The organism is Blautia glucerasea (assembly GCF_013304385.1).
GTDB lineage: Bacteria > Bacillota > Clostridia > Lachnospirales > Lachnospiraceae > Blautia_A > Blautia_A ammoniilytica.
Map to the genome: position 1 here is coordinate 21651 of NZ_JAAITU010000025.1, position 23628 is coordinate 45278.

21 protein-coding genes are annotated in these 23628 nt (G+C 42.3%); 5 read left to right on the plus strand and 16 right to left on the minus strand.

The window, feature by feature from the left end:
- Nucleotides 1–169: 169 nt before the first annotated feature.
- Nucleotides 170–1036 (plus strand): LysR family transcriptional regulator, encoded by an 867-nt coding sequence (locus G5B11_RS10745; RefSeq protein WP_173728130.1) that lies wholly within the window; start codon nucleotides 170–172, stop codon nucleotides 1034–1036.
- A 25-nt stretch (nucleotides 1037–1061) separates the two neighbouring features.
- Here the strand turns inward: G5B11_RS10745 and G5B11_RS10750 are convergent, their stop codons facing one another.
- The 6 genes from G5B11_RS10750 to G5B11_RS10775 all read right to left on the minus strand — a co-directional run bounded on the left by G5B11_RS10750 (nucleotide 1062) and on the right by G5B11_RS10775 (nucleotide 5220).
- Nucleotides 1062–1892, minus strand: coding sequence for an Mrp/NBP35 family ATP-binding protein (locus G5B11_RS10750; RefSeq protein WP_158420018.1), 831 nt, complete (start codon nucleotides 1890–1892; stop codon nucleotides 1062–1064).
- Between the two features lie 63 nt (nucleotides 1893–1955).
- On the minus strand, nucleotides 1956–2297 hold the full coding sequence (locus G5B11_RS10755; protein ID WP_158420017.1) for a metal-sensing transcriptional repressor: 342 nt from the start codon (nucleotides 2295–2297) through the stop codon (nucleotides 1956–1958).
- Nucleotides 2298–2359: 62 nt separating this feature from the next.
- The gene (locus G5B11_RS10760) at nucleotides 2360–2587 is read right to left on the minus strand and encodes a hypothetical protein (RefSeq protein ID WP_158420016.1); all 228 of its coding nucleotides are present in this window, start codon (nucleotides 2585–2587) and stop codon (nucleotides 2360–2362) included.
- Between the two features lie 163 nt (nucleotides 2588–2750).
- Nucleotides 2751–3449, minus strand: a complete 699-nt coding sequence (locus tag G5B11_RS10765) for a DNA alkylation repair protein (protein WP_173728132.1) — start codon at nucleotides 3447–3449, stop codon at nucleotides 2751–2753.
- Between the two features lie 136 nt (nucleotides 3450–3585).
- Nucleotides 3586–4710: a DUF4179 domain-containing protein gene (locus G5B11_RS10770; protein ID WP_173728134.1), complete on the minus strand. Its 1125-nt coding sequence runs from the start codon at nucleotides 4708–4710 to the stop codon at nucleotides 3586–3588.
- Nucleotides 4711–5220, minus strand: a complete 510-nt coding sequence (locus tag G5B11_RS10775; RefSeq protein ID WP_173728136.1) for an RNA polymerase sigma factor — start codon at nucleotides 5218–5220, stop codon at nucleotides 4711–4713.
- Nucleotides 5221–5493: 273 nt separating this feature from the next.
- Between G5B11_RS10775 and G5B11_RS10780 the strand changes: the two genes are divergently transcribed.
- A complete protein-coding gene (locus tag G5B11_RS10780) occupies nucleotides 5494–6837 on the plus strand; it encodes an MATE family efflux transporter (RefSeq protein ID WP_173728138.1) in 1344 nt (447 codons plus the stop codon).
- A gap of 27 nt (nucleotides 6838–6864) precedes the next feature.
- Here the strand turns inward: G5B11_RS10780 and G5B11_RS10785 are convergent, their stop codons facing one another.
- The 10 genes from G5B11_RS10785 to G5B11_RS10830 form a co-directional block, all read right to left on the minus strand.
- Nucleotides 6865–7530: a ribonuclease H1 domain-containing protein gene (locus G5B11_RS10785; RefSeq protein WP_173728140.1), complete on the minus strand. Its 666-nt coding sequence runs from the start codon at nucleotides 7528–7530 to the stop codon at nucleotides 6865–6867.
- Nucleotides 7531–7593: 63 nt separating this feature from the next.
- On the minus strand, nucleotides 7594–9090 hold the full coding sequence (locus G5B11_RS10790) for a response regulator transcription factor (protein ID WP_158420010.1): 1497 nt from the start codon (nucleotides 9088–9090) through the stop codon (nucleotides 7594–7596).
- Nucleotides 9059–10873, minus strand: a complete 1815-nt coding sequence (locus G5B11_RS10795; RefSeq protein ID WP_173728142.1) for a cache domain-containing sensor histidine kinase — start codon at nucleotides 10871–10873, stop codon at nucleotides 9059–9061. The genes G5B11_RS10790 and G5B11_RS10795 overlap by 32 nt, the downstream gene beginning before the upstream one ends.
- Before the next feature lie 23 nt (nucleotides 10874–10896).
- Nucleotides 10897–11967 carry a Gfo/Idh/MocA family protein gene (locus G5B11_RS10800; protein ID WP_173728144.1) on the minus strand — a complete coding sequence of 357 codons (1071 nt, stop codon included), beginning with the start codon at nucleotides 11965–11967 and terminating at the stop codon, nucleotides 10897–10899.
- An 11-nt stretch (nucleotides 11968–11978) separates the two neighbouring features.
- Nucleotides 11979–12800, minus strand: coding sequence for a carbohydrate ABC transporter permease (locus G5B11_RS10805; RefSeq protein ID WP_158420007.1), 822 nt, complete (start codon nucleotides 12798–12800; stop codon nucleotides 11979–11981).
- Nucleotides 12797–13675, minus strand: coding sequence for a carbohydrate ABC transporter permease (locus G5B11_RS10810; RefSeq protein ID WP_158420006.1), 879 nt, complete (start codon nucleotides 13673–13675; stop codon nucleotides 12797–12799). The genes G5B11_RS10805 and G5B11_RS10810 overlap by 4 nt, the downstream gene beginning before the upstream one ends.
- Nucleotides 13676–13764: 89 nt before the next feature.
- Nucleotides 13765–15069 carry an ABC transporter substrate-binding protein gene (locus G5B11_RS10815; RefSeq protein WP_173728146.1) on the minus strand — a complete coding sequence of 435 codons (1305 nt, stop codon included), beginning with the start codon at nucleotides 15067–15069 and terminating at the stop codon, nucleotides 13765–13767.
- A 126-nt stretch (nucleotides 15070–15195) separates the two neighbouring features.
- A complete protein-coding gene (rlmD, locus tag G5B11_RS10820; protein ID WP_173728148.1) occupies nucleotides 15196–16554 on the minus strand; it encodes a 23S rRNA (uracil(1939)-C(5))-methyltransferase RlmD in 1359 nt (452 codons plus the stop codon).
- Nucleotides 16555–16559: 5 nt separating this feature from the next.
- Complete coding sequence (locus G5B11_RS10825) at nucleotides 16560–17507, minus strand: 3'-5' exoribonuclease YhaM family protein (protein WP_173728150.1); 948 nt, start codon at nucleotides 17505–17507, stop codon at nucleotides 16560–16562.
- Nucleotides 17508–17546: 39 nt separating this feature from the next.
- Nucleotides 17547–18911 carry a S1C family serine protease gene (locus G5B11_RS10830; protein ID WP_173728152.1) on the minus strand — a complete coding sequence of 455 codons (1365 nt, stop codon included), beginning with the start codon at nucleotides 18909–18911 and terminating at the stop codon, nucleotides 17547–17549.
- Between the two features lie 216 nt (nucleotides 18912–19127).
- Here G5B11_RS10830 and G5B11_RS10835 point away from each other — a divergent pair, with 216 nt between their 5' ends.
- From G5B11_RS10835 to G5B11_RS10845, 3 genes are read left to right on the plus strand one after another with little or no spacing between them, the layout of a single operon-like run.
- Entirely contained in the window at nucleotides 19128–21509 is a 2382-nt protein-coding gene (locus G5B11_RS10835) for an endonuclease MutS2 (protein WP_173728154.1), read from the plus strand.
- Between the two features lie 13 nt (nucleotides 21510–21522).
- Nucleotides 21523–22224, plus strand: coding sequence for a response regulator transcription factor (locus tag G5B11_RS10840; protein ID WP_158420000.1), 702 nt, complete (start codon nucleotides 21523–21525; stop codon nucleotides 22222–22224).
- Nucleotides 22221–23624 (plus strand): sensor histidine kinase, encoded by a 1404-nt coding sequence (locus G5B11_RS10845; protein WP_158419999.1) that lies wholly within the window; start codon nucleotides 22221–22223, stop codon nucleotides 23622–23624. The genes G5B11_RS10840 and G5B11_RS10845 overlap by 4 nt, the downstream gene beginning before the upstream one ends.
- Nucleotides 23625–23628 lie beyond the last annotated feature (4 nt).

Sequence of the window (23628 nt, forward strand, 5' to 3'; positions counted from 1 at the left end):
AGATACAGCAAAGCATTTAACGTCTTGTAATGCTGTATCCGTAATGTATGGTACTCTTGCTTATTATCTTCTGATATGGTAACATACTTTATATCATTAGTAAAATTAATATATCTTATATTTTTTATTATCAACACTTATTGCTAAAACATTACAGGGGTATATCAACATGGACATTAATCTGGAATTATACAAAGTATTTTATTTTGTAGCAACCACCTTAAGTTTTTCCCAGGCTTCCCGCCAGCTCTATATCTCCCAGTCTGCTGTCAGCCAGGCCATCAAAACTCTGGAAAAGAAACTGGGGCACACCCTTTTTATCCGCAGCACCAAGAAAGTGATCCTGACTGCTGAAGGTGAACTGCTTCTTCAACATGTAAAGCCTGCACTGGAAATGCTGGGGGAAGGAGAAGCTCTTCTTTCTGATGAAAAGCTGCTCACCGGTCATCTTCGGATCGGAGCAAGTGACACGATCTGCCGCTATTTTCTCATCAGCTACCTGCAGAAATTTCATCAGGATCATCCTGATGTACGGATCAAGATCACAAACAGCACTTCTATTGGATGCGTAGAGCTTCTGGAAAACAGGCAGGTGGATCTGATCGTGTGCAATTTCCCCAATTCCCGGCTTACCACCAGCTTCCAGCAGAAAGTCCTTTGTAATTTTCATGATGTTTTTGTTGCAAATCCTGATGCCTTTCCTATTGGGAACACTGCCCTGACCCTGGAGAAGCTTCTGAATTACCCTATTATGATGCTGTCCCCCCACAGCACCACCGGCGAATATCTGAACCGGGTATTTTCCTCCAAAGGGGTTAATCTTTCCCCTGAAATCGTACTGAACAGCAATGATCTGCTGCTGGATCTGGCCAGAATCGGCCTTGGGATTGCCTGTGTGCCGGATTACATGGTACCAGATGCATCCCTTGTATGTGTGCCTTTAGAAGAAACGCTGCCTCCAAGACAGATTGTCCTTGTAACACAAACAGGGCTGCCTCTTTCCGAAGCAGCCCGTACATTTATTGATTATTTATAACTGTGAGAACAAGAAACAGATACGATTATTTCGGCATTACCTCATAAGCAGCCTCTACATAAGGATTATCTACCTGATCAAAAGCTCCCTCATCAGCCTTTGCTGCATAAGCAGGATCAATAGGCATTTTCCCAAGTACCGGAATATCTAATCCTGCAGCGATCTGATCAATATGGCTTTCGCCAAAAACATAGATCTTCCTGCCACAATCCGGACATTGTACATAGCTGTAATTCTCTACCAGCCCAAGTACCGGTACCTTCATCATACCGGCCATATTATAAGCTTTCTTAACGATCATCTGCACCAGATCCTGTGGAGATGTTACGATCACGATCCCTTCAAGGGGAAGAGACTGAAAAGCAGTCAGCGGTACATCACCTGTTCCTGGCGGCATATCTACAAAAAGATAATCCACATCTCCCCAGATCACATCTGTCCAGAACTGCTTCACCATATTGGCAAGGATCGGTCCTCTCCAGACAACCGGTGTTTCCTCTGTAGGAAGCAGCAGGTTAATGGACATAACCTTGATCCCATTCTTTGTCTCCATAGGATAAATCCCCTTATCGTCTGCCTGTGCAGCTCCCTTAAGACCATACATCTTAGGAATAGACGGTCCGGTAATATCTGCATCCAGGATACCTACTTTATATCCTTTCTTTGCCATCTGATTCGCCAGGGAAGCGGTAACAAATGACTTACCTACACCGCCCTTACCGCTGACAATGCCGATCACATGCTTTACATCTGAACAGGCATTCATTTTCTCCTGAAAGCTTTTGGGATTGTTCTTCTGGCTGCATCCCTCACAGCTTGTTTTGTCACAGCTTGAATTGCTGCATTCTTTTGCCATTTTTCTGGTTCCTCCTGATATTTACTCTATTCATAATACTACATAATATGCTGACAGCTCACACTATTTCATAAAGCGATCAATAGCCTTTTCCAGTTCTTTGATCGCCTCCCTGTCTCCATGCTCTACTGCATCCACAATACAGTGCTCTATATGATCCTGTAAAATGATCTTTCCTGTATTATTGATAGCTGACTTGACAGCGGATAACTGGATCAGCACCTCGCTGCAGTCCCTGCCGTCCTCTACCATTCGTTTGATAGATTCCAGATGTCCAATAGCTCTGGATAAGCGGTTCAGCACAGCTTTGGTCTGTTCGTGGCTGTGGGTGTGTCCGTGAGTATGGCTGACAACTGTTCCATCCTCTAGCACATGAGTATGTGCATGTTCTATATGATCACTCATAGTCCCTCCTGTATCACAGGCTTTCCTGTATAAAAAGCCTATCTTGCATTATAACACCTAGATCAAATCTCTGTAAAGGAACATCTTTGTTTGATCCCTGAGGTAATAATATCAAAGATCTCTGTACCGTCTGCAAGAACTGATTTTTCATAGGTGACTTCTTTTCCCTGAAATTTCTGTTTTACATACTCTTCCGGGTCTTCCAGCTCTATCTCCTCCACAAACACATCCCGCATCTGATTTCTGGGGCATTTATTAAAAATCTCCCAGATCACTTCATATTCTTTCAAATAAAGTCCCCCTTTACCCAACTTCCTTTTAGTATAACACAAGTTGGCAAAGGATACCAGGATTCCCGCTTTTGTTTCCCTTTAAATACACCTTGTGGGATACCATCTGATGAATACTATTCTTTTATTATTTTAATATCATCTGATAAATATTCTTCTTTCATTATTTTATCTTCAGTGTTTTCAAATATGTTTTCTGCTTAGGTGTGATCCGGTAGCTTTCCACTGCTTTCTGGATCGTTTTATTATGTGTCCACACATCCAGACGCTTTTCCAGAAGAAACGGCAGGATCTTATCATACTGTTTGGCCAGTGCTGTAGCAAAATACCAGGCACGCATCATATTTACATAGTACTCCTGAGACTGTACCTTTGCTACGCTTTCTGCATATTCCTCCTGAAACCTGTCGTCCAGATAATAACGCATCAGCATACCGATCCCAAGCCGGATGGTATAGGTCCTGTCTGACTGCATCCATCCATAAACCACTTCAATAAACTGATCCAGATGTTTTTTTACCACGTTTAATGAAAGCATGTCACAGGTGGCCCAGTTATCAATATGCGGGAGAAAACGTTCCATTTCTTTCAGACATTGATCATAATCCCTGATCTGCTGGATCAGAAGGCTGTGAAGATTATTTTCTTCATAATACCGATGAGGAAGCACCTGCATAAATATCTGTGCTTCTTCTGTTTTGCCAAAACTCTTAGCAAACTGACGAAGCTGGGGCGTTCTTACTCCAATCACTTTCTTTTTGTCAATCGTAGGCATCAGGCTGCTGTGAAAATCCCTATATTTCAGGTCCTGCATCAAAAAAAGCTGTGCCTGCACATTTTGTACCACCTGTTCTTTATCCATATGTCCGTAATCTTCTTTCTTTCAAATCTTTCAGGTTCCATTGTAGCAGTTCTATCCTGGATCATCAAGCCCGCAGCCCGGTTCACTACTGCGTTCACTACTGCTGGTTACTGTTAAGTCCGATCCTGCTCTCACCCTACTGTATGGCAACCTGATAATAATCTGTATCCTGCCCTTCTGCTGATCCCTCCAGATTTTTCGGGATCAACACAGCAGCCACCTGATCCGGATCGATCACACGTTCAAAAGCATAAGTACAAATATACTTACTGCCATCCATTCCAGATGAACCAGGACCTCCATATACACCCTCAAGCTTTGTACCGTCTTTTAAAACCAGCCCTGTGGGCATAGGCACCTCTTCCACCTGGGCTTCCTGATCCGCATCATAGGAAACACGGATGGATACTGGAGAAAGCTCCACACTGGTAAGAGTGCGGCCTGTATCGCCAATCTTTTCATCTGTCTGGATGATCGTCGAAGTGTCAGCTCCTCCAAGAGTCATATCCAGATCCCATTTCCCGGTAATATCCGGAAAATATTCTGCCTTAGCCACAGTTCCCAGATTCTTGAACTCTACATGCAGTTTTTTGCCGATAAAGTATCCTTTCTCATCACTTTTCGCAAGCACCATATGATACTCCATGCTTCCGTCATCCATTACATAATGCTGGATAGTACTTCCATCTGCCCTGGTTTCCAAAGCTGATCCGTCTGCATATACGCCCATACCGTCATTTCCTGCAATGATCCCATTGTAGAAGCTTGAACCTGAATTAAAATCCTCTTTCCCATCCACTGTCACAAAAACATTTTCAAAATCCGGCTGTTTTCCATCCTCCAGATGATACCCCTCTACCTTAAAAGACAGATAGGTATAATAATTATCTGTAATGCTCTGCTGAGCCGATACTGTGATTCCTGCATCCGTTACAGATGTATCTGCAAAAGCTGCCATACCATTTTCCTGCAGACTTTCCTGCTGCTCCTGTGTGATCTGAAGTTCTTCTTTCAGCCCTTGGCTCCAGTTGATATATGCGGCATAAACAGAAACTGTACCTACAGCAAGCACTGCAATCATTGCCAGCACTGCGTATTTTTTCTTTGGACTTCTGATCTTTTTATCATAAACAATGATCTTCTCATTTCCCGTTCTTGCTTCCCTTTGTATCCTTGCAAAGGTCTGACTTGCTTTCGTCTCCACAATATCCGGAATCTTAACATCCTGCTGTAATGTATACATCGCCTTATTTTTCTTCATTTAATTGCCCTCCCTGCACAACTTGAAAGAATCTGCCAGATATTCCCTTCCCCTGGCCAGTCTGCTTTTTACTGTTCCCTTTGGCATATCCAGCATCTTACTGATCTCATTGATCTTAAATCCTTCCACATAATAAAGGATCATCACCAGCCGATACCTTTGGGGAAATGAATCCAGTGTCTGTGTCCACTCGATATTCTCGTATTTATTTTCCCAATATCCATAGTCCGGAACCTGATCCTGCACAGAAACCGGCTTGTTTTTCCTGATCTGCTCATAGCATTTGTTGATCAGGATCCTGGTCATCCAGGTACGAAAATACCCAGCCTGTTTCAGGCTTCCCAGATGCTCCCAGCACGCCAGGATAGTATCAGATATGGCATCTGCCACATCCTCATCCCGGTTCAGAATCGCTCTGGCAGCCTTGTACATATTCTGCATCTGAGACCGCATCAGTTCTGTAAATGCATCCGGATCTCCTCTTTTTGCTTGATTTACTAATTCATTCACCTGCTTGTCCCTTTTATTCCTTTCTGAAGATCTGTACGTACAGGAACATGTTTTTCATGCTCTGCGTACAAGGGAATATGTCTGATGTTCTCTTTGTTCAGCAGCATGTTTTCTTCACGTTCTGTACATTAGATGCTAAGATCAGGCAAAAGGTTCCATCCTGTACAATATTTTTTAAGTGGAATATTCTAAATCCTAACATATACGTAACATAAAATATATATTGTCTTTCCTGGCAGCAAAGCCTATAATATTTTGGGGGAGGAAATTATAATGAGTGTAAAAACAAATGAAAATAAGCTGATGACCGAGGGAAGCATTGCCAGGCAGATTTTTTTCTTTTCTGTACCTTTGATCCTTGGAAATCTTCTGCAGCAGCTTTATAACACTGCAGATTCTATTATTGTAGGAAATTATGTTGGCAGTAATGCACTGGCCGCAGTAGGCTCCAGCACATCTTTGATCTGCCTTCTGATTGCATTTAGCCAGGGTGCTTCTGTAGGTGCAGGCGTAATCGTATCACAGTATCTTGGTGTCAATAACAAAAAAGAAGTACAGAACGCAGTGCATACAGCACTTGCCATTGCCTTTTTCCTGGGACTGATCCTGACAGCAGGCGGCATGCTCCTTACCAAGCCTATCCTGTTGCAGATGCAGACACCCAAAGAAGTGCTTGGTAACTCTGTTACCTATCTTCGTCTGTACTTCGGCGGTGTTGTCTTTAATGTAATTTATAATATGGCTGCCGGGATCCTGAATGCTGCAGGCAATTCCAAACGATCCCTGCTTTATCTTGGCTGTGCATCTATCATCAATATTTTTCTTGACCTGCTTCTGATCCGCGGATTTCACATGGGTGTTGCAGGTGCTGCCATCGCCACAGACATCAGCCAGCTTATATCCGGTGTGCTGGCCATCCTCTATCTAATCCGTGTACAGTCCGATTATCAGGTTAGTCTTAAAAAGATCCGGCTGCACAAGCATATGGTGAAAAGGATCATCCAGGTCGGACTTCCTACCGGAATCCAGAACATGGTCATTTCTTTTTCTAATGTATTGGTACAATCCAGTGTAAACGGATATGGTGCTTCTGCAATGGCAGGTTTTGGTGCTTATATGAAAATTGACGGTTTTAATATCATGCCGGTTATGAGTTTCAGCATGGCCGCTACTACCTTTGTAGGGCAGAACTATGGTGCAGGTAAGATCCAGCGTGTAAAGAAAGGTATCTGGGTCACTCTCGCCATGGAGATTCTTTACACCCTGACTACAGGCTTCCTGCTGATGACCTTTTCGGATCCTCTGTTAAAGATGTTCTCATCCGATCCTTCTGTGGTAAACTTTGGAAAGCTGGCCATGAAGTATTTCTGCCCCTTCTATTTTCTGCTGGGGATCCTGCATGGGCTGGCAGGAACAGTACGTGGTACAGGTAAAACTATTCCTCCAATGGTGATCCTTCTGATTTCCCTGTGCCTGTTCCGTATCCTCTGGGTACAGTTTATTCTTCCATGCTTTGGTTCTATTGAGGGTGTATTTATTTTATATCCCGTCTCCTGGGCGTTTGGAATGGTGCTTATGATCCTTTATACATGGAAAGGCCACTGGCTGAAGGGTTGATCCCTTTGCCAATGGCCTTTTTTATTCTTATATACGACTGATCCTGGGAATCCCATTCCCGTTTACAAGTGCTGATTTCGCCAGCTTGTCCACTTCTTCATTATAATGATCGCCAGAGTGTGCCTTTACCTTCTGAAAGCTAAGCTGAATATAAGATCTTTTTCCATTCATAAACTCAGCATACTGCTGTGTACGTTTATTTTTTGCTTTCCAGTCTCCCTTTGCCCATTTTGCGATTCCTTCATAATCATAATATATGGTAAGTGACGGATAACCATGGTTGACCGCCCACTGAACTGCATACATGGCTCCCAGCATTTCTCCTGCCACATTGCGGATTGCCAGGGATTCCGGATCCTGACCATTACCTGATTCCCGGATGATTTCCCCCTCCGGAGTCAGCAGGATACACCCAAAGGCATACTTGCCAATAGACGGATCAAAGCTTCCATCTACGTATGCTGTTAATGTGGATTCTGTGCCGTCGAGAGCTGTATTCTTTTGATCTTTTTTTTCTTCTTCGATCTGTATAGCAAAAGAGTTCCCCAGATAGGCATTTGCCTCTTCTTTTGTGGTAAAACTTTTATATTCAGCGCCAGGATATCCATTTACAGAAGCACTGCATTCATCCCAGGAATAAAATATCCCGGTTGTTTTCCCCTTTCGCACTGCATATATTTTCTTTTTCGCCATAGATTCTCACACTCATTTCCAAAAATTCCTCGCAGCATGCGTCTGCAGCAAATCCCGATTGCCTTATTTGTTCGACTTTACGTATTCTTTTGGACTAACCCCGGTAAATTTCTTAAACACTTTTGAAAAATAAAGAGAATCTTCATACCCCACGCCGCTTGCAATATCTTTGATCTTTAATGAGCCATCTGCCAGAAGAATTTTTGCCTCATCGATTCTCTTCGTTACCAGGTAATCCATAGGTGTCAGTCCATAACAAGCTTTAAAAATGCTGACCAAATAGGACGGTACAAATCCAAAGCTGGCTGCCAGCAATTGATTCGTAACATTGGTTCTGAATTTTTCATCCAGATAGTTTTTCATCTTTACAGCAATAAGCTTTTTATCTCTGGAATCATATACCTCAATTCCGAAAATGTCTTTTAACAGGAAATCAAATTCTTTAAGTAATTCTTCTTCTGTATAATAATTTTCCAAAATAAATTGTATGTCTTCCTCTACTTCAAAAAAGCCTCTGTGACCCTGGTGTACTTTATATAATTCTGATACAAAATATTTAATATTTCGTACAGCTTCTTTTTGCGTAACCGGCCGCACAGTAAACAAATGAAGTAGGTCTGCAAAAGATCCTGTTATATTATTGATACTCATATTATTGCATTGAAGTATCAGGCTGTCAATTTTTTCCCTAAGACCTGTAAAATCCGGTTTGAAACCTTCCGGACTGTAGATCAAAACAGAATTTTTCAAAAATATCATATGTTCACGTGCATATTTCTGCAGCAAATGATATGTAGCAAAAATATCTGTCATTTTTACAGCTTCTTTGTAAAATACAACCGTAATGGTAAGGCCGGGAAACTTCAGACTTCTGACAAATTGATTTAAATGATTGATATCCGGGACACGATCTCTGCGTACAAAAATAATTTTTTCGTTAATATTTTTGCCATTCACCAGCCAGAAATTCTCCTTAGGAACAATTTGCGAGAAATTCCCTCCCAGATCTAACTTTTCAAAAAGCTCCCTGTAATTTCTTTCATTTTCATACGGACATGCACCAAGAGTTACCAGAAGCATACTATATGAAGGATCCATTTCCGGACGGGTCTCTTTTGTTTGCAATGTGTGGAGCCCTTTTACCGCATCTGTCAGATTTTGAACCTTTTCTTCCTGCTGCTGTTTCCGGATTCTTGCCTCTATTTTTTGTAATAGGATAGTCAGTTCCTGACTGTTTAAAGGCTTCAGCAAATAATCAACCGCATGGTTGGCTACTGCACATTTTACGTATTCAAAATCTGTGTATCCGCTTAAAACCACAGGCAGCACCGGAAGCTTTTCACTGTAGCAAAATTTCAGAATCTCCTTTCCACTTACAATAGGCAGGTTCATATCCACAAACATAACATCAACCGGATGCTCTATCAGGTATTGTATTGCATCCTTCCCATTGTCTATGGCTGCTATCACTTTGAAATTTTCATTGCTTTCCTCTATTTTCTGACATATGCTCCTCTGAATGGGAGGCTCATCTTCCACTACCAGTACTCGTATCTTCATAATTTCCTCCAACTGTGATACACATCCCCTCAGCTCTATTACTTATGTCAAAAATCATATGCTTCCCATAAGCCAGAAATAATCGCATATAAACATTTTTTATAGACAGACCGCCAATCTTCATTTCCTTCATAAGCGATTTCAAATCGCGATTACGCATTTCCTGCAATTCCTGCTTTATTTTTTCCAGTTCTTCCTGCTCCATACCACATCCATTATCCCGGATCTGTACTTCCCAGAACTCTTCAGAACAATAAATCTGAATATCGATTTTCCATGGAAATTCTTTATTATGAAAGCCATGTGCAAAACAGTTTTCAAGAAGAGGCTGAATAATAAATCTGGGTAAATGGCAATTTTGTATTTCCCCTACATAGGACATAGAATACTGGAATTTGTCTTCGTAACGTATTTTCATTAATTCAAGATAATTCTCTGCATGCAGAACTTCATTGTTTAAATTCACATTTTCCTCGGAACTGCTTACAATATATCGGATCATACTTGAAAGTTTTTCACAGACTTCCGGTATTTTTTCACATTCAGATGTACCGGACATTGCAGAAATAATTGTTAAGATATTGTGGATAAAGTGAGGATTCATTTGCGTCTGTAATGCATACATTTGGCTCTGTATTTCATTGACTCTGCTGATCATCTCTTTTTCCATAGACTTTTTTAAATTGATTACCAGTTTATCAAATGCATAATTCAATTGCCTTAGTTCATCGGTTTCATCACCACTTACCAGAGGAATGTTCTGTAAATTTTTATCAACCTTTAGCCCTGTCAGCATGTCACACATTTGAACAATCGGTTTTGTTGTTCGTCTGATCACCAGTTTCTGTCCTGAAATCATGATGAAAATCAGAAAAAACAGTAAAATAAATCCCCACGCAAGTGTGGAGATCATGCTGTGGATCAAGCCTATGTTTTTAGATGCAAGGAGGATTTTGATTCCATATCGTTCAGATTCCCAAAGTCTGCAGTACATTTCCCCTTTTGCAAGATCATCCGTTTGATTTAAAAGCTTTTTTACTTCAGATGCTGTCTTCCCGCCTTGATAAGAATACAAAATATGGTCATTTTTCTGATCTAAGATATAGCATTCCGTGTCTTTTCCAAGGAGCTTACACATTCGTTTAAAACTGTTCAGCTGGATCTGGACTTGTACGTAACCCAAACATTCTGAAGGTACCAACTGATAATTCTTGATTTCCCGCAGAGCGGAAATTGTTGATGATGAATCCATCATATACGGATCTGCAGAATCGACCCGAAACAGGCTTCCTTTTCCATCTTGTTCTGAATAATAAGTAAATGTGTCTGTAAAATGCTCTGAATTTGGACAATTCTTTTTTAAGTATCCATAATCTACAGCTCTTCCCACATAGATAAAATCCTGGTTTGCATCAAATAAACTGATCCGTTTCAGCACATTTTGTTTTAACATGTAGGAGATCAGATGCTGCTTTACAGCATAATCAACATCCGTATTTTCCACAAAATAATTCTTATCACCATGATATCCCTTTATTTGATTAAAAACATCAATGATCTGATAGTTTGCAGCAATCTGCAGGGCAATATCATCGGCAAGCTGCAATGTATTATCTATTTGAGAGGTGATTCCCTGAAGCTGTTTATCTACCTGTTCTTCAAACTCAGTTGTACGAGTCTTTATAAAGTAGCCGGCAAATACAACAGTTACGATAATAAATACTCCAAGCATCATAAAAATACTACGTAACAGTATTTTTTTCTGAAACTGATATTTTCTCAAGCAATCACCTCTTTTACTATTTTCTAAATACTCCAGGACTGTGTTTCGGTTTTGACCGTTTCTCCGGTTTCAATTGCCTGTTCCAGCATAAAGGATAAATAAGTATCCTGAAGTGCTTCACGCAGTGAGTAAAACTCTGTTCCGCTTTCCACGTAAGTCTTCATATGGGAAAGGCAGGAAGCTACTGCAATTTCATCATCATTCATTCTTGCCGGATAATAAGGATTTTGATAAACCTGCTTATCCAGGAACATGATTCCCTTATGGGACCATTCACTGTTATTATTAATTCCCACATCGATTCTCTGCATAGGCTGTTCCACCGGCTGATTGGAAGCATTTAAGAATCTTACCGTATTGTCATTGATCTCGCCACGCACGCCGCGGATATTCCAGCGTCTTGTACGGATCTGTGAGAAATATTGTTCACCTTCAAAGTCCATAAAGGCTGTTTTGCCGTTATCAAACTGCATAAATGCCCAGTCTCTATCCTCCTTGATCACAGTTCCGCTTTCATCAAAACCATTTCTGCCATTTGTAGCGGTAACTTCTGACCAGAATTTTTTGCCCTGGATCGTGCAATTTTCGTATTCAAGTCCAAGAACTTTCCGGAAAACACTAACAGCATGATAGCCATGAAGTGCAGACAGCATAATACTGGATACAGATCCCAGATAGCCTTGCTTTATAATATTCAGTATACCTGCATAATAAGGCTGCAGGAAGTACTGTTCAACAACCTGTACACGACCATTGTATTTTTGGGACATTTCCCATAATTCTTTTAATTCTTCCACATTCTTTCCCGGAGGTGTTTCGCAAAGTACCGGAATTCCTTTTTCCATTAATTTTACCAGGTAATCCTTGGCAAAATCCCTTGGAACACAGAGTACAGCAAAATCCGGCTTGCGTTCCAGTGCCTGATCCAAATCTGCAGTAGCAAAAATCCCTTCTTTAAGAGCAACCTCTTTTGCACGGGCTTCTGTACGTAATACACCTGCGCAAATAGAAAACTGTTCTGGCAGAAGTCTGGCGATTCTGTAGTAGAAGTCAGCTCTCCATCCATATCCGATGATCATATAATTTGTAGCCATTTATTTTCCCTTTACCCTTTCACTGCGCCGGCTGTCATACCAGCGATAATATGTTTCTGAAGAATTATAAAAAGTATTAACATTGGCAATACAACCAGCATCAATGCTGCAAAAACAAATTGCCAGTCCCTGTTGTACCGTCCGAAGAAGCTGTAAATTGCCATGGAAACCGTTGCTTTTTTAGCAGAGCCTAAATAAAACAGAGGAATCATAAAATTGTTCCATACATCAATAGCCGTAATTACAACATTGGTTATCATGATAGGTTTCAATATTGGCATTAAGACCTTAAGAGTCATCTGCCAGAAATTGCAGCCGTCCATAATCGCAGCTTCATCAATTTCCCTTGGCACTCCTTTTACGAAGCTGCAAAAAGTCATAACCGTAAAAGGAATTCTCAGCGAAATAAAAATACAGATCACTGATAAAAATGTACCATATATATGCAAAGCCTGCAACAAAAAGAAGATGGATGCAGTTTGCAGAGTTAATGTAAGACCAAAGATGAAATAATAATAAATCCCATGAGATAATTTGTCATTGCGTCTGGAAATGACAATACCGGATATCGCTCCCAGAAAAACGGAAATCAGTGTTACTGGAACAGTAACGATCAGACTGTTTACATATCCAGGTATGATTTTGCCGGATTCCAGCACATGGGTATAGTTGGAAAAAATCCACTGTGTTGGCAAGGAAAGATCAAATTTTGCAGCTTCTGCCTGATTTTTAAATGACCCCAATCCCATCATCAGAAATGGTACTATGTACACCAATGCCAGTGCGACCATAAATAGAAAGAGGATATATTTTTCTGCATGTATTTTCTTCACATTTCCACCTCACGTTTCGTTAGATAGTGATTCATAGTAAACGATATGATCACAACAATGACAGCCAGAATAACACTTCCAGCTGCTGATTCTCCAAGGAATCCAAGGCTGAATGACTGGTAGGTATAGGTTGCCAGAACCTGTGTATCAAATCCCGGCCCTCCATTTGTAATTACATAAATAATATCAAACACTTTCAGACCACCGGCAACGCTTAGTGTCACTACAACAGTCATTGATGGAACAATCAAAGGAAGTGTGATATTTTTTAATTTTTCAAAACCGGTAGCGCCATCTAAGGTAGCACTTTCATAATAATCCTGCGGAATCGCCTGTAAGCCGGAAATAAAAATAAACATATTGAATCCTGCCCACATCCATGTTTCTACCATAATCACGCTGCCCATAGCAGTGCCATAGCTTCCAAGCCAATCATGGGCAAGTCCGCTACATCCGATCATTTGAAGAACATTATTTAATAAACCTTTATTTGCTAAAATGGCTTTAAATAATACTCCCACCACTGTAATACTGATAACACATGGTGCATAATAAATGGTTCGCATCAGCCCTCTTCCGGGTATCTTTTTTACCATTGCAAGTGCAAGCAAAAATCCTACCACTGTTTTCAGTACAGTGGTTGCCAGGGCAAACAGAAATGTATTGCCAATTGACCTGAGAAAAACAGGATCCTTTAAAAGCTCCACATAATTGGCCAGGCCTCTGAAAACCGGGGTGTATAACCGTCCCATATTCCAATCTGTGAAAGAGCATACCAGGCTGATCACAATGGGAACAACGGAAAAAATGGTGTATACCACAATCGCCGGAAGAATCACCCACAAAGGATAAATTGATTTCTTTTTTTTGGTCATATTATATCTCCTTAATGGAAAGAGGACTAAAGCTCTTTGCTCCAGTCCTCTTTTGGATTAATCTTATTAATCAAACTGCAGAGGATGTATTAGTTCCAGCCTTCTGCTCCTTTTTCGGTCATAAATTTATCCACGTCCTCCTGGAAACGATCCAGAATTGCTTTTCCATCCATATCTCCTTTGGATGGTGCCTCAAGATAGTAAACCCAAATAGTATTTCCAAACAGTGGCTGAAGTGTATCAATATACTGATTCATCTGTGCAACGACTCTGCCATCTTCCATATACTCATTGTAGATTTTCGGGATATCCGGATTCATTGCGCTTTCATTTCCATCAATGCCTTCAATATTCGGGAATCCTGGGCGAGACTGGAAATACAGATTTCCATATTCCGGTGTGCTCCAAAGATCAAACACTTTCTTGATGGCATCCAGATTTTCTGTATCTTTATTTACAGCTAATCCCATAGCTGTAGGAAGATATGCCAGCACATCTTTGTCATCATAGCCTACAGGCGGATTGAAAATAGTCAGATTAGCATCCGGATAAGACTCTTCGATGGAAGTCAGGATTTCTGTTGCGCCATAGATCATTGCGATCTCGCCACTTGCCAGACGTCCAAGGATCTCATCATAGCTTACTGTCATATAATCATCATTTACATATCCTTTTTTGAATAAATCCAGATATTCATCGATTACAGCAGCCATTTCCGGATAATCATTGAATTTAGCCTGATTTGTCAAGATCTTATTTGCAAAATCCTCACAAGCTTCCTCACTTCCTAATGCACGTGACATACCAGAGGTCATCCAGATCTGCGGTACCCAAGTGTCAGACGGCATAGCAATAGGAACAACTCCAGCATCTTTTAATTTATCACAGATAGCATAAAACTCATCTAAGGTTTTTGGAAGCTCTGTGATTCCATTTGCTTCAAAAACATCTTTATTGTAGATCAGTCCCTGGAAACCATTGGATGCCTCGAAGCAATATCCGTAATGCTTTCCGTTGTATTCTGTAATTTCCGGAGCTTTTACTTTTGACATCCATGCTTGGTCATCTAACGGAACAAAGAATTCTTCCGGGTCTACAGCAGCATACAGATCAGCAAACTGATATGCGATCAGATCCGGAGCCTCATGAGAATTTAATCTCATTTTCATCAGGTTATCATACTGATCATCCGGAACGACCTCAAAATCAATAGAGATATTCTCGTCTTCCTCCAGCTTCTGCACCATGTTCTGTAATCCGGAATACCATCTGGACTGCTGTACCATACCGGTAAGTTCTACCTTATCATCTGCATGTACAGCTACCGGTGCTACAGACAGAGTCATCACTCCGCTCATAGCCAACGCTGCCAGTCTTTTTGCGTTTTTCCTCATACTTGTTATCCTCCTTTTTTCATAAATGATTATCAAGTAAGGTAAGTATATCCTGATTTTTTCATAATTAAAATGGACAAAAAGAAACGGAAATATGGAAAATATGAATTTTTGCAAGTTCTGCTTTTACCTGCTCAGGCAGCATACAGTTTCTATCGACACGGTATTTGGGAACATATCCACAGGGCAGACCTTCTCCAGTTTGTATCCGCCGTCACACAGATACCGAAGATCACGGGCAAGGGTTGCACTGTCGCAGCTTACATATACCACACGGCTGGGATTCATCTTCAGGATCGTATCAAGAAGGTGGGCGTCACATCCCTTTCTCGGCGGATCCACCACGATCACATCTGCATATGTGCCATTCTTTTCATATTCCCTTGGAAGTACCTCTTCTGCCTTTCCAACAAAAAACTCCAGATTCTCCATATGGTTCAGCTTTGCATTCTTCCTGGCATTGTCAATGGCAGCCGGTATGATCTCCACCCCACGAACAAATCTGGCTTTCTGGGCAAGGAAAAGAGAAATGGTTCCTGTACCGCAGTACAGATCCCACACATTCTCTTCTCCTTTAAGCTGTGCATATTCCAGTGCTTTTGCATACAGCTTCCCTGTCTGATAGGGATTTACCTGAAAAAAGGATAATGGGGAGATCTGATAAGAAATATCTCCAATATTATCCACAATATATGGCTTGCCCCACAAAACTTCCAGCCTGTCCCCAAGGATCACATTATTACGTTTTTTATTGATATTGATGGAAATACTGGTCATTCCCGGGATCTGCTGAAGCTGCCCGGATAAGATCTCTGCCTTTGGCAGCCTGTCCCCATTAACGATCACACATACCATGATCTGTCCTGTAAAAAATCCATAACGGATCAGGATATGACGGACAAGACCTTTGCCTGTCACCTCATCATAAGGCTGGATCCCGTATTTTTCCATATGATCGATCACTAAATCCAGCACCTGCTTGTTTTCCTTTACTCCAAGGGCACAGTCTCTGTTCTCAATAATGGTATGGGTCCTGCCTGCATAAAAACCGGTAATGATCCTACCTTCTTTATTCATCCCCACAGGAAACTGTGCCTTGTTCCTGTAATGGAAAGGATGCTCTGCCCCTATGACAGGCTCCATGGGAATCTGGGTAAAACCTCCGATCCGTTCCAGGTGACCTCTAACCTTTTTTTCTTTAAATTCAAGCTGCTTCTCATAAGTAAGGGTCTGCAGCTGACAGCCTCCGCACTGTCTGGCGAATGCACATTCTGGCTCTGTTCTGAATAAAGAAGGCTTGATGATCTCCATCAGCCTTCCATAGCCATAATTCTTCTTAGCTTTGATAATCTTTGCCTTTACTGTATCCCCGATCACAGCATCCTTTACAAAAACGGTGAAGCCATCTGCTTTCCCGATGCCTTCACCGTCCACGCCGCAATCCTCAATCTTCAATGTTACCAGATCATTCTTGCGATATTCCATATGAATCACATGTCTCCTGTTCTTCTTAAATTGGAATCAAAAATCCTGTTAAAGCCTAGCCATTCTTTCTTTCCTTTGTCTGCAGCAAATACCTCTGTCAGAGTTTCCATCCTTGCATCTGTATTATCAGCAAGATTCAGTGCAACTGCCTCCACAAGCGCCGGCTTCTTGGGAGAGCCGTATTCCAGTTCTCCATGATGAGCCAGAATACAGTGGACCAGCTGGTTCTCCAGATCAACCGGAAATCCTGGGATCTCCTTTGCAAGATCATGGATCATCTGCGCACCAATCACAATATGCCCCAAAAGCTGACCCTCATCCGTATAATCATTCAATGGAAAGGAAGAAAGTTCCCTGGTCTTGCCTACATCATGAAGCAGGGCAGCCGTAATCAGAAGATCTCTCTTTATCACCGGATATGCACCTGCCATATAATCACAAAGCCTGGTCACGCTTAATGTATGCTCCATCAAACCGCCAATAAAGCCATGATGAACTGTCTTGGCAGCGGAATGCTCCTCAAAAGACTTTAAAAAATCTTTTTCCTCCACAAACAGCTTATGAAGAAGTGCAGACAGATATGTATTCTTCACACTGTCAATCATAGATATCAGCTGATGATACATGTCATCTGTGCTGTTCTCACTTACCGGAAGATAATCAGCCGGATCGTATTCCTCAGAGAACGCCCTGCGTACCCGCTTGATATTCAGCTGCATGGCTCCTGCAAAGCTGGTCACGTCTCCGATGATCTCAATGTAATCCAGTCCGTCAAAATCATCGATCCCGTTGGAATTGGGATCCCAGATCTTTCCATCGATCACACCTGTTTTATCCTGCAGTATCAGGTTCTCGTATGGTTTTCCATTCTTAGTCATTGCAGACTGTTTCTGTTTGCAAAGATATATTCCATTTACCCTGTCGCCTTCGTGTAACTCATTAATATAACGCATGTTCTGCCTCTTTCTGATCCAGACCTCTATTGATCCTGCCTATTTTTCATTTACCTTAACGGTAAGTTCTACTTTCCCCAGTTCTCCGTCCCCGCTGTACCTGGAGATCTGCATACTGATCTCCAAACCGTTTTCGCAGTTCTGAAGATATGTACTATATTCCTGCATATCACTTACCGGACTGCCGTCCAGTGCAGTAATAATATCACCTCGCTGGATACCAGCCGCCATAGCCGGTGAATCCTTGTCAACTTTCTCTATGTATATGCCCTTTGAAATACCAAGGCTGGCTGCCTTTGCCGCTGGAATGCTGACACCATATATGCCAAGATAACGGGGTGCCTGCTTATTGATCATCTGTTCAATACGAGGCCGAAGCTGTGCAATGGAAAATGCCTGAATCACATTCACATCCTCCCTGATATTCTTTTTGATCACACCTACGATCTCACCCTTTGTATTTATCAGTACACCCTTGCTGCTTATACATCCCTGGATATCGGTAATCATCAGCTGGTACTCTGCATCTGCCGCTGAAAACCTTCCTGATGTTGAAGTAACTATGCCATAAAGCACTCCATCAAACTCCCCAGAAGGACTGCCAATAGCGATCACAGGTTCTGCCTGCTCCGGTACAAAAGACTGTGCAAGGGAAACCACTGAAATTGCCTTCTTGGTACTGTCTGAAAGCTCAGATGTGCGAACCCACATAACAGACAGACCGGTTGCATCATCTGTCTGACATAAATGAGCCCTGGCAGTGCTGGAATCTGCAAATGTAACCTGCAGGCTGCTGGTCTTCTCAGATGGCTCCCAGTTCGTCAATATATAAATACAGGAACTGCTTTCCAGAAAAATGATCCCCTCCCCCTGTTCATAGTGAAGAATGGAAGCATCCAGAAGATCAGATTGTCCGGATGTGCCTGTCACTCTCACCAATGCCTTTCTGGGCTTCTTGGCCACATTCAGGACTCTCCGGTAAATCTGCTGATATTTGATCAGCGGATCTGTATCTTTTTCAAGGCTGCCGGTATCCTGTGTAAGACCGATTCCCCCCTGTATATCTGTATATGAATCTGTATATGAATCTGTATATGAATCTGTATTTAAATCTGTATTTGATACTGTATTCTCTTTTTCCTCTGTCTCAGCCTGTCCATCTGAAGATGCAGTGGTCAGCTTCACAGCAGAAACAAGTCCCTTCTCTTCTGCAAAACGCTCTGCAAACTCAGGCAATGCCCAGGCAAAAGCACCTGCCGCACACAATCCGAAAAAGACTCCGCCAATAAACAGCATCAGGCCCTTGCTGAACAAGCGCCTGCGATCGTTAGGTCTTTTCTTAATGGTTTCTCTCATAAACTGATAGTCTTCATTTTCTGGCTTTATGTTCATGTCCTTTCCCATAATGTGCTGTTCTCCTGTGCATTACAAAACTTAGACTTATGTATTTTATCAGGAAAGTGTGAACTTTTCATGAATAATTTTTCACATTTTCCTTTTCATCCGATATAAAATCATGTAAAATAAAGTCAGAGTTGCATAAAGAATTTCGTAACTATTCATTACCCTCACAGTTATGAAATCTCCAAATATAATAATTTTAAAAAAGGATGTATTTACGTGAACGAAAAAGCATTAAAATCTCTTGAATATTATAAAATCATACAGCTGCTTACGGAGAAGGCTTCCTCCCCTCTTGGAAAAGAACTTTGCAGGGATCTGCTCCCTTCCGTAGATCTTGTACAGATACAGCTTATGCAGGCTCAGACACGGGATGCACTGTCCCGTCTTTTCCAGAAAGGAAGCATCTCTTTTGGAAGTGTAAAAGATGTGCGTGGTTCACTGAAACGCCTGGAGATCGGCAGTACACTTGGGATCATTGAGCTTCTGTCTATCTGCAGCCTTTTGGAGAACACATCCAGGGTAAAAGCTTACTCCCGGAATGAACGAGGTGACCATCCGGCAGATTCACTGGATGAAATGTTTGAACAGCTTTCCCCTCTTACTCCTCTTTCTGCAGAGATCCGCCGTTGTATCCTGTCCGAGGACGAGATCAGCGACAGTGCCAGTCCCGGTCTTTTGAAGGTACGCCGCAGCATGAAGATCGCCAATGACCGGATCCACACCCAGCTTACTTCCCTGGTCAACGGAGGTGCAAGAAACTATCTGCAGGATGCAGTGATCACCATGCGTAATGGCAGATATTGTATTCCTGTAAAGGCAGAGTATAAAGGACAGGTTCCTGGAATGATCCATGATCAGTCCTCCACAGGATCTACCCTTTTTATTGAGCCTATGGCCATTGTAAAGCTGAATAATGATATCCGGGAGCTGGAGCTTCAGGAGCAAAAAGAAATTGAAGCAGTCCTTGCAGAGTTAAGCAACCAGACTGCTGCCTATACAGATCAGATCCGGGATGACCTGGAGATCATGGTACAGCTGGATTTCATTTTTGCCAGAGCATCCCTTGCCATGGATATGAATGGAACTGAACCCATTTTCAATACAGAGCATAAGATCCGGCTGAAGCAGGCCCGACATCCTCTCATTCCCCGCAAAAAAGCAGTTCCTATCGATCTGCGCCTTGGGGATGATTTTGATCTTCTGGTAGTGACCGGTCCTAATACAGGTGGCAAAACTGTTTCCTTGAAGACTGCAGGACTTCTTACCCTGATGGGGCAGGCAGGTCTTCATATCCCTGCCATGGACCGCTCCCAGCTTTCCGTTTTCCATCAGGTGTATGCAGATATTGGGGATGAACAGAGTATTGAACAGTCGTTAAGTACCTTCTCTTCCCATATGACCAATGTAGTTTCTTTCCTGAAGGAAGCAGACAGTGATTCCCTGGTGCTTTTTGATGAGCTTGGAGCAGGTACAGACCCTACAGAGGGAGCTGCACTTGCCATTTCCATTCTCTCTTATCTTCATGAGAAAGGGATTCGTACCATGGCTACCACCCATTACAGCGAGCTGAAGGTATATGCCTTAAGTACCCCTGGTGTAGAAAATGCCTGCTGTGAATTTAATGTAGAAACCTTACGTCCTACCTATCGGCTGTTGATCGGTGTTCCCGGCAAAAGTAATGCGTTTGCCATATCTTCCAAGCTTGGGCTGCCTGATTTTATCATTGAAAAAGCAAAACAGCAGATCAGCGAACAGGATGAATCTTTTGAGGATGTACTTACTTCCCTGGAAAACAGCCGAGTAACTATTGAAAACGAACGTGCACAGATCGAGGCATACAAAGAACAGATCGAAGCACTGAAAAAACAACTGGAAACCAAACAGGAAAGGCTGGATGAGCGCAGGGACAAGATACTGAAAAATGCCAACGAGGAAGCCAAACGTATCCTGGCAGAAACAAAGGAATATGCCGACCAGACCATGAAGCTTTTCCATAAATTTCAGAAAGACCATGTGGATACTGCAGCAGTCGAAAAAGAACGCCAGAATATCCGGGCAAGAATGAATAAAGCGGACAATGCACTTTCCATCAAGGCTGCGCCGAAGGAACCGAAGAAAAAGCTTTCTGCCAAAGATCTTTCCCTCGGAGATATGGTTCGCATCCTGAGCATGAACCTGACCGGTACCATCAGCAGCCGTCCGGATTCCAAAGGCTTTCTTTTCGTACAAACCGGGATCATCCGTTCCAAGGTTCATATTTCAGATCTGGAACTGGTAGACGAGCCTGTGATCTCCTCTTCTGCACTTCAGAAAACCGGTGCAGGAAAGATCCGCATGTCTAAGTCCTCCAGTGTTTCCACAGAGATTAATCTGCTTGGCAAAACTGTTGATGAAGCCATTGCAATCCTGGATAAATATCTGGATGATGCTTACCTTGCCCACCTAAGCAAAGTACGAGTTGTCCATGGCAAAGGTACCGGAGCCCTGCGTAAGGGAGTACACGATTACCTGAGACGTAATAAACGGGTTGCATCCTATCGCCTGGGTGAATTTGGCGAGGGAGATGCAGGTGTAACTATTGTTGAATTCAAGAAGTGAAAGGAGAAATGAAATGGCATCCAAACAGAAAATCCTGATCGTAGATGATGACAACAATATTGCAGAGCTGGTAGCCCTGTATCTTACAAAAGAATGCTTCGAGACAAAGATCGTCAATGACGGAGAGCAGGCTTTAAAGGAATTCCACGCTTTCCACCCCAATCTGATCCTGCTGGATCTGATGCTGCCTGGGATTGACGGCTATCAGGTATGCCGTGAGATCCGTCATGTATCTGATATTCCCATTATCATGCTATCTGCAAAAGGAGAGACCTTTGACAAGGTCCTTGGCCTTGAGCTTGGTGCAGATGATTATGTGATCAAACCCTTTGATTCCAAGGAGCTGGTAGCCAGGATCCGGGCAGTACTCCGCAGATTTAATGTAAAATCTCCTGCCGTCCCTTCCAATGAGAAAAGTGTAAGCTATCCTGACCTTACAGTAAACCTTACCAATTATTCTGTTACCTATATGGGACGGCAGGTGGATATGCCCCCCAAGGAACTGGAACTGCTTTACTTCCTGGCATCCTCCCCAAATCAGGTTTTTACCAGGGAACAGCTTCTTGACCATATCTGGGGCTATGAATATATTGGTGATACTCGTACCGTAGATGTTCACATCAAGCGTCTCCGTGAAAAGATCAAAGATCACCCCAGCTGGTCCATAGCAACTGTGTGGGGAATCGGATACAAATTTGAGGTAAAAAGCGAATGAAAGCTTCTCTGTCCAGGAAATTTATCTTCTGTTACATCCTGATTGGCATTACCGGTTTTCTGCTGGTAACCGGTGGCGGTTCCCGTCTCATTGAAAAGCATCTGGAACACTCCTTAAGTGAGTCCTTTTACCAGGAGGCAGTTTCCATTGCCTCCAATGAAACAGTGACTCATAATATTTCCAGTTACAATCTGGATACCATACAGGAAAGCCTGACCTCTATAGCCATAGCCCAGGATACGGAAATCTGGATCCTGAACAATCAGAATGAAATTATTGTAAACACAGATAAAACAGCCTCCAATTTCCCAGCCCCTGTAAAATCCTTTGATCCTACAGCCTGGGGCGGAAGCTATTATCAGATAGGGGATTTTTATGGTTTTTTCTCTTCCCCAAGGCTGAGCGTGATCGCCCCCATCACAGCTGATATGTCAACAAAAGGCTATGTGGCCATCCATTATCAGATGCGTTTCCTTTATCAGAACCGCAGCGGACTCCTTAAGATCATGCAAATCCTTTTTCTGTGTATTTACCTGACCACCTTGCTTTTACTGCTGCTTTACCACTGGCATGTGCAAAGGCCTTTATCCCAGATCATTCGTGGTACTACTGAATTTGCAGGAGGAAATCTATCTTACAAAATCCCTGTTACCTCTGATGACGAAATGGGTTATCTTGCCAATATGTTGAATTATATGGCAGAAAAGCTGAATCGGAATGGGGAATACCAGCGACATTTTATTGCCAACATCTCCCACGATTTCCGCTCTCCTCTTACATCTATCAAAGGTTATGTGGAAGCTATGCTGGATGGAACCATCCCGGTGGAAATGCAGGGCAAATACTTAAATATCATTTCTTTTGAAGCTAATCGGCTGGAGAAGCTTACACGCAGCCTGCTTACCCTGAATGATCTGGACGTGCAGAAGCGGATCATGCATAAACAGAAATTCGATATTAATCAGACCATCAAAACAACAGCGGAAGCTTTTGAGGGAGAATGTACCAAACACCGGATCCGATTGGAATTAATCCTTTCAGGTACAGAATTGTTTGTCAATGCAGATATGGAACAGATTCAGCAGGTACTATACAATCTTCTGGACAATGCAGTAAAATTCAGTGATGATGAATCCTCCATTGAAGTAGAAACCACAGAAAAGAATGACCGTGTGTTTATTTCCGTAAAAGACCATGGCTGTGGAATCCCCAAGAATAGTCTTTCCAGGATCTGGGATCGTTTTTATAAAACAGACGTTTCCCGTGGAAAAGACAGGAAAGGTACCGGACTTGGTCTTTCCATTGTAAAAGAAATCATCAATGCTCATGACCAGAATATTGATGTGGTCAGTACAGAAGGCATTGGAACAGAGTTTATCTTTACTCTGGAAAAGGCCTGATGGC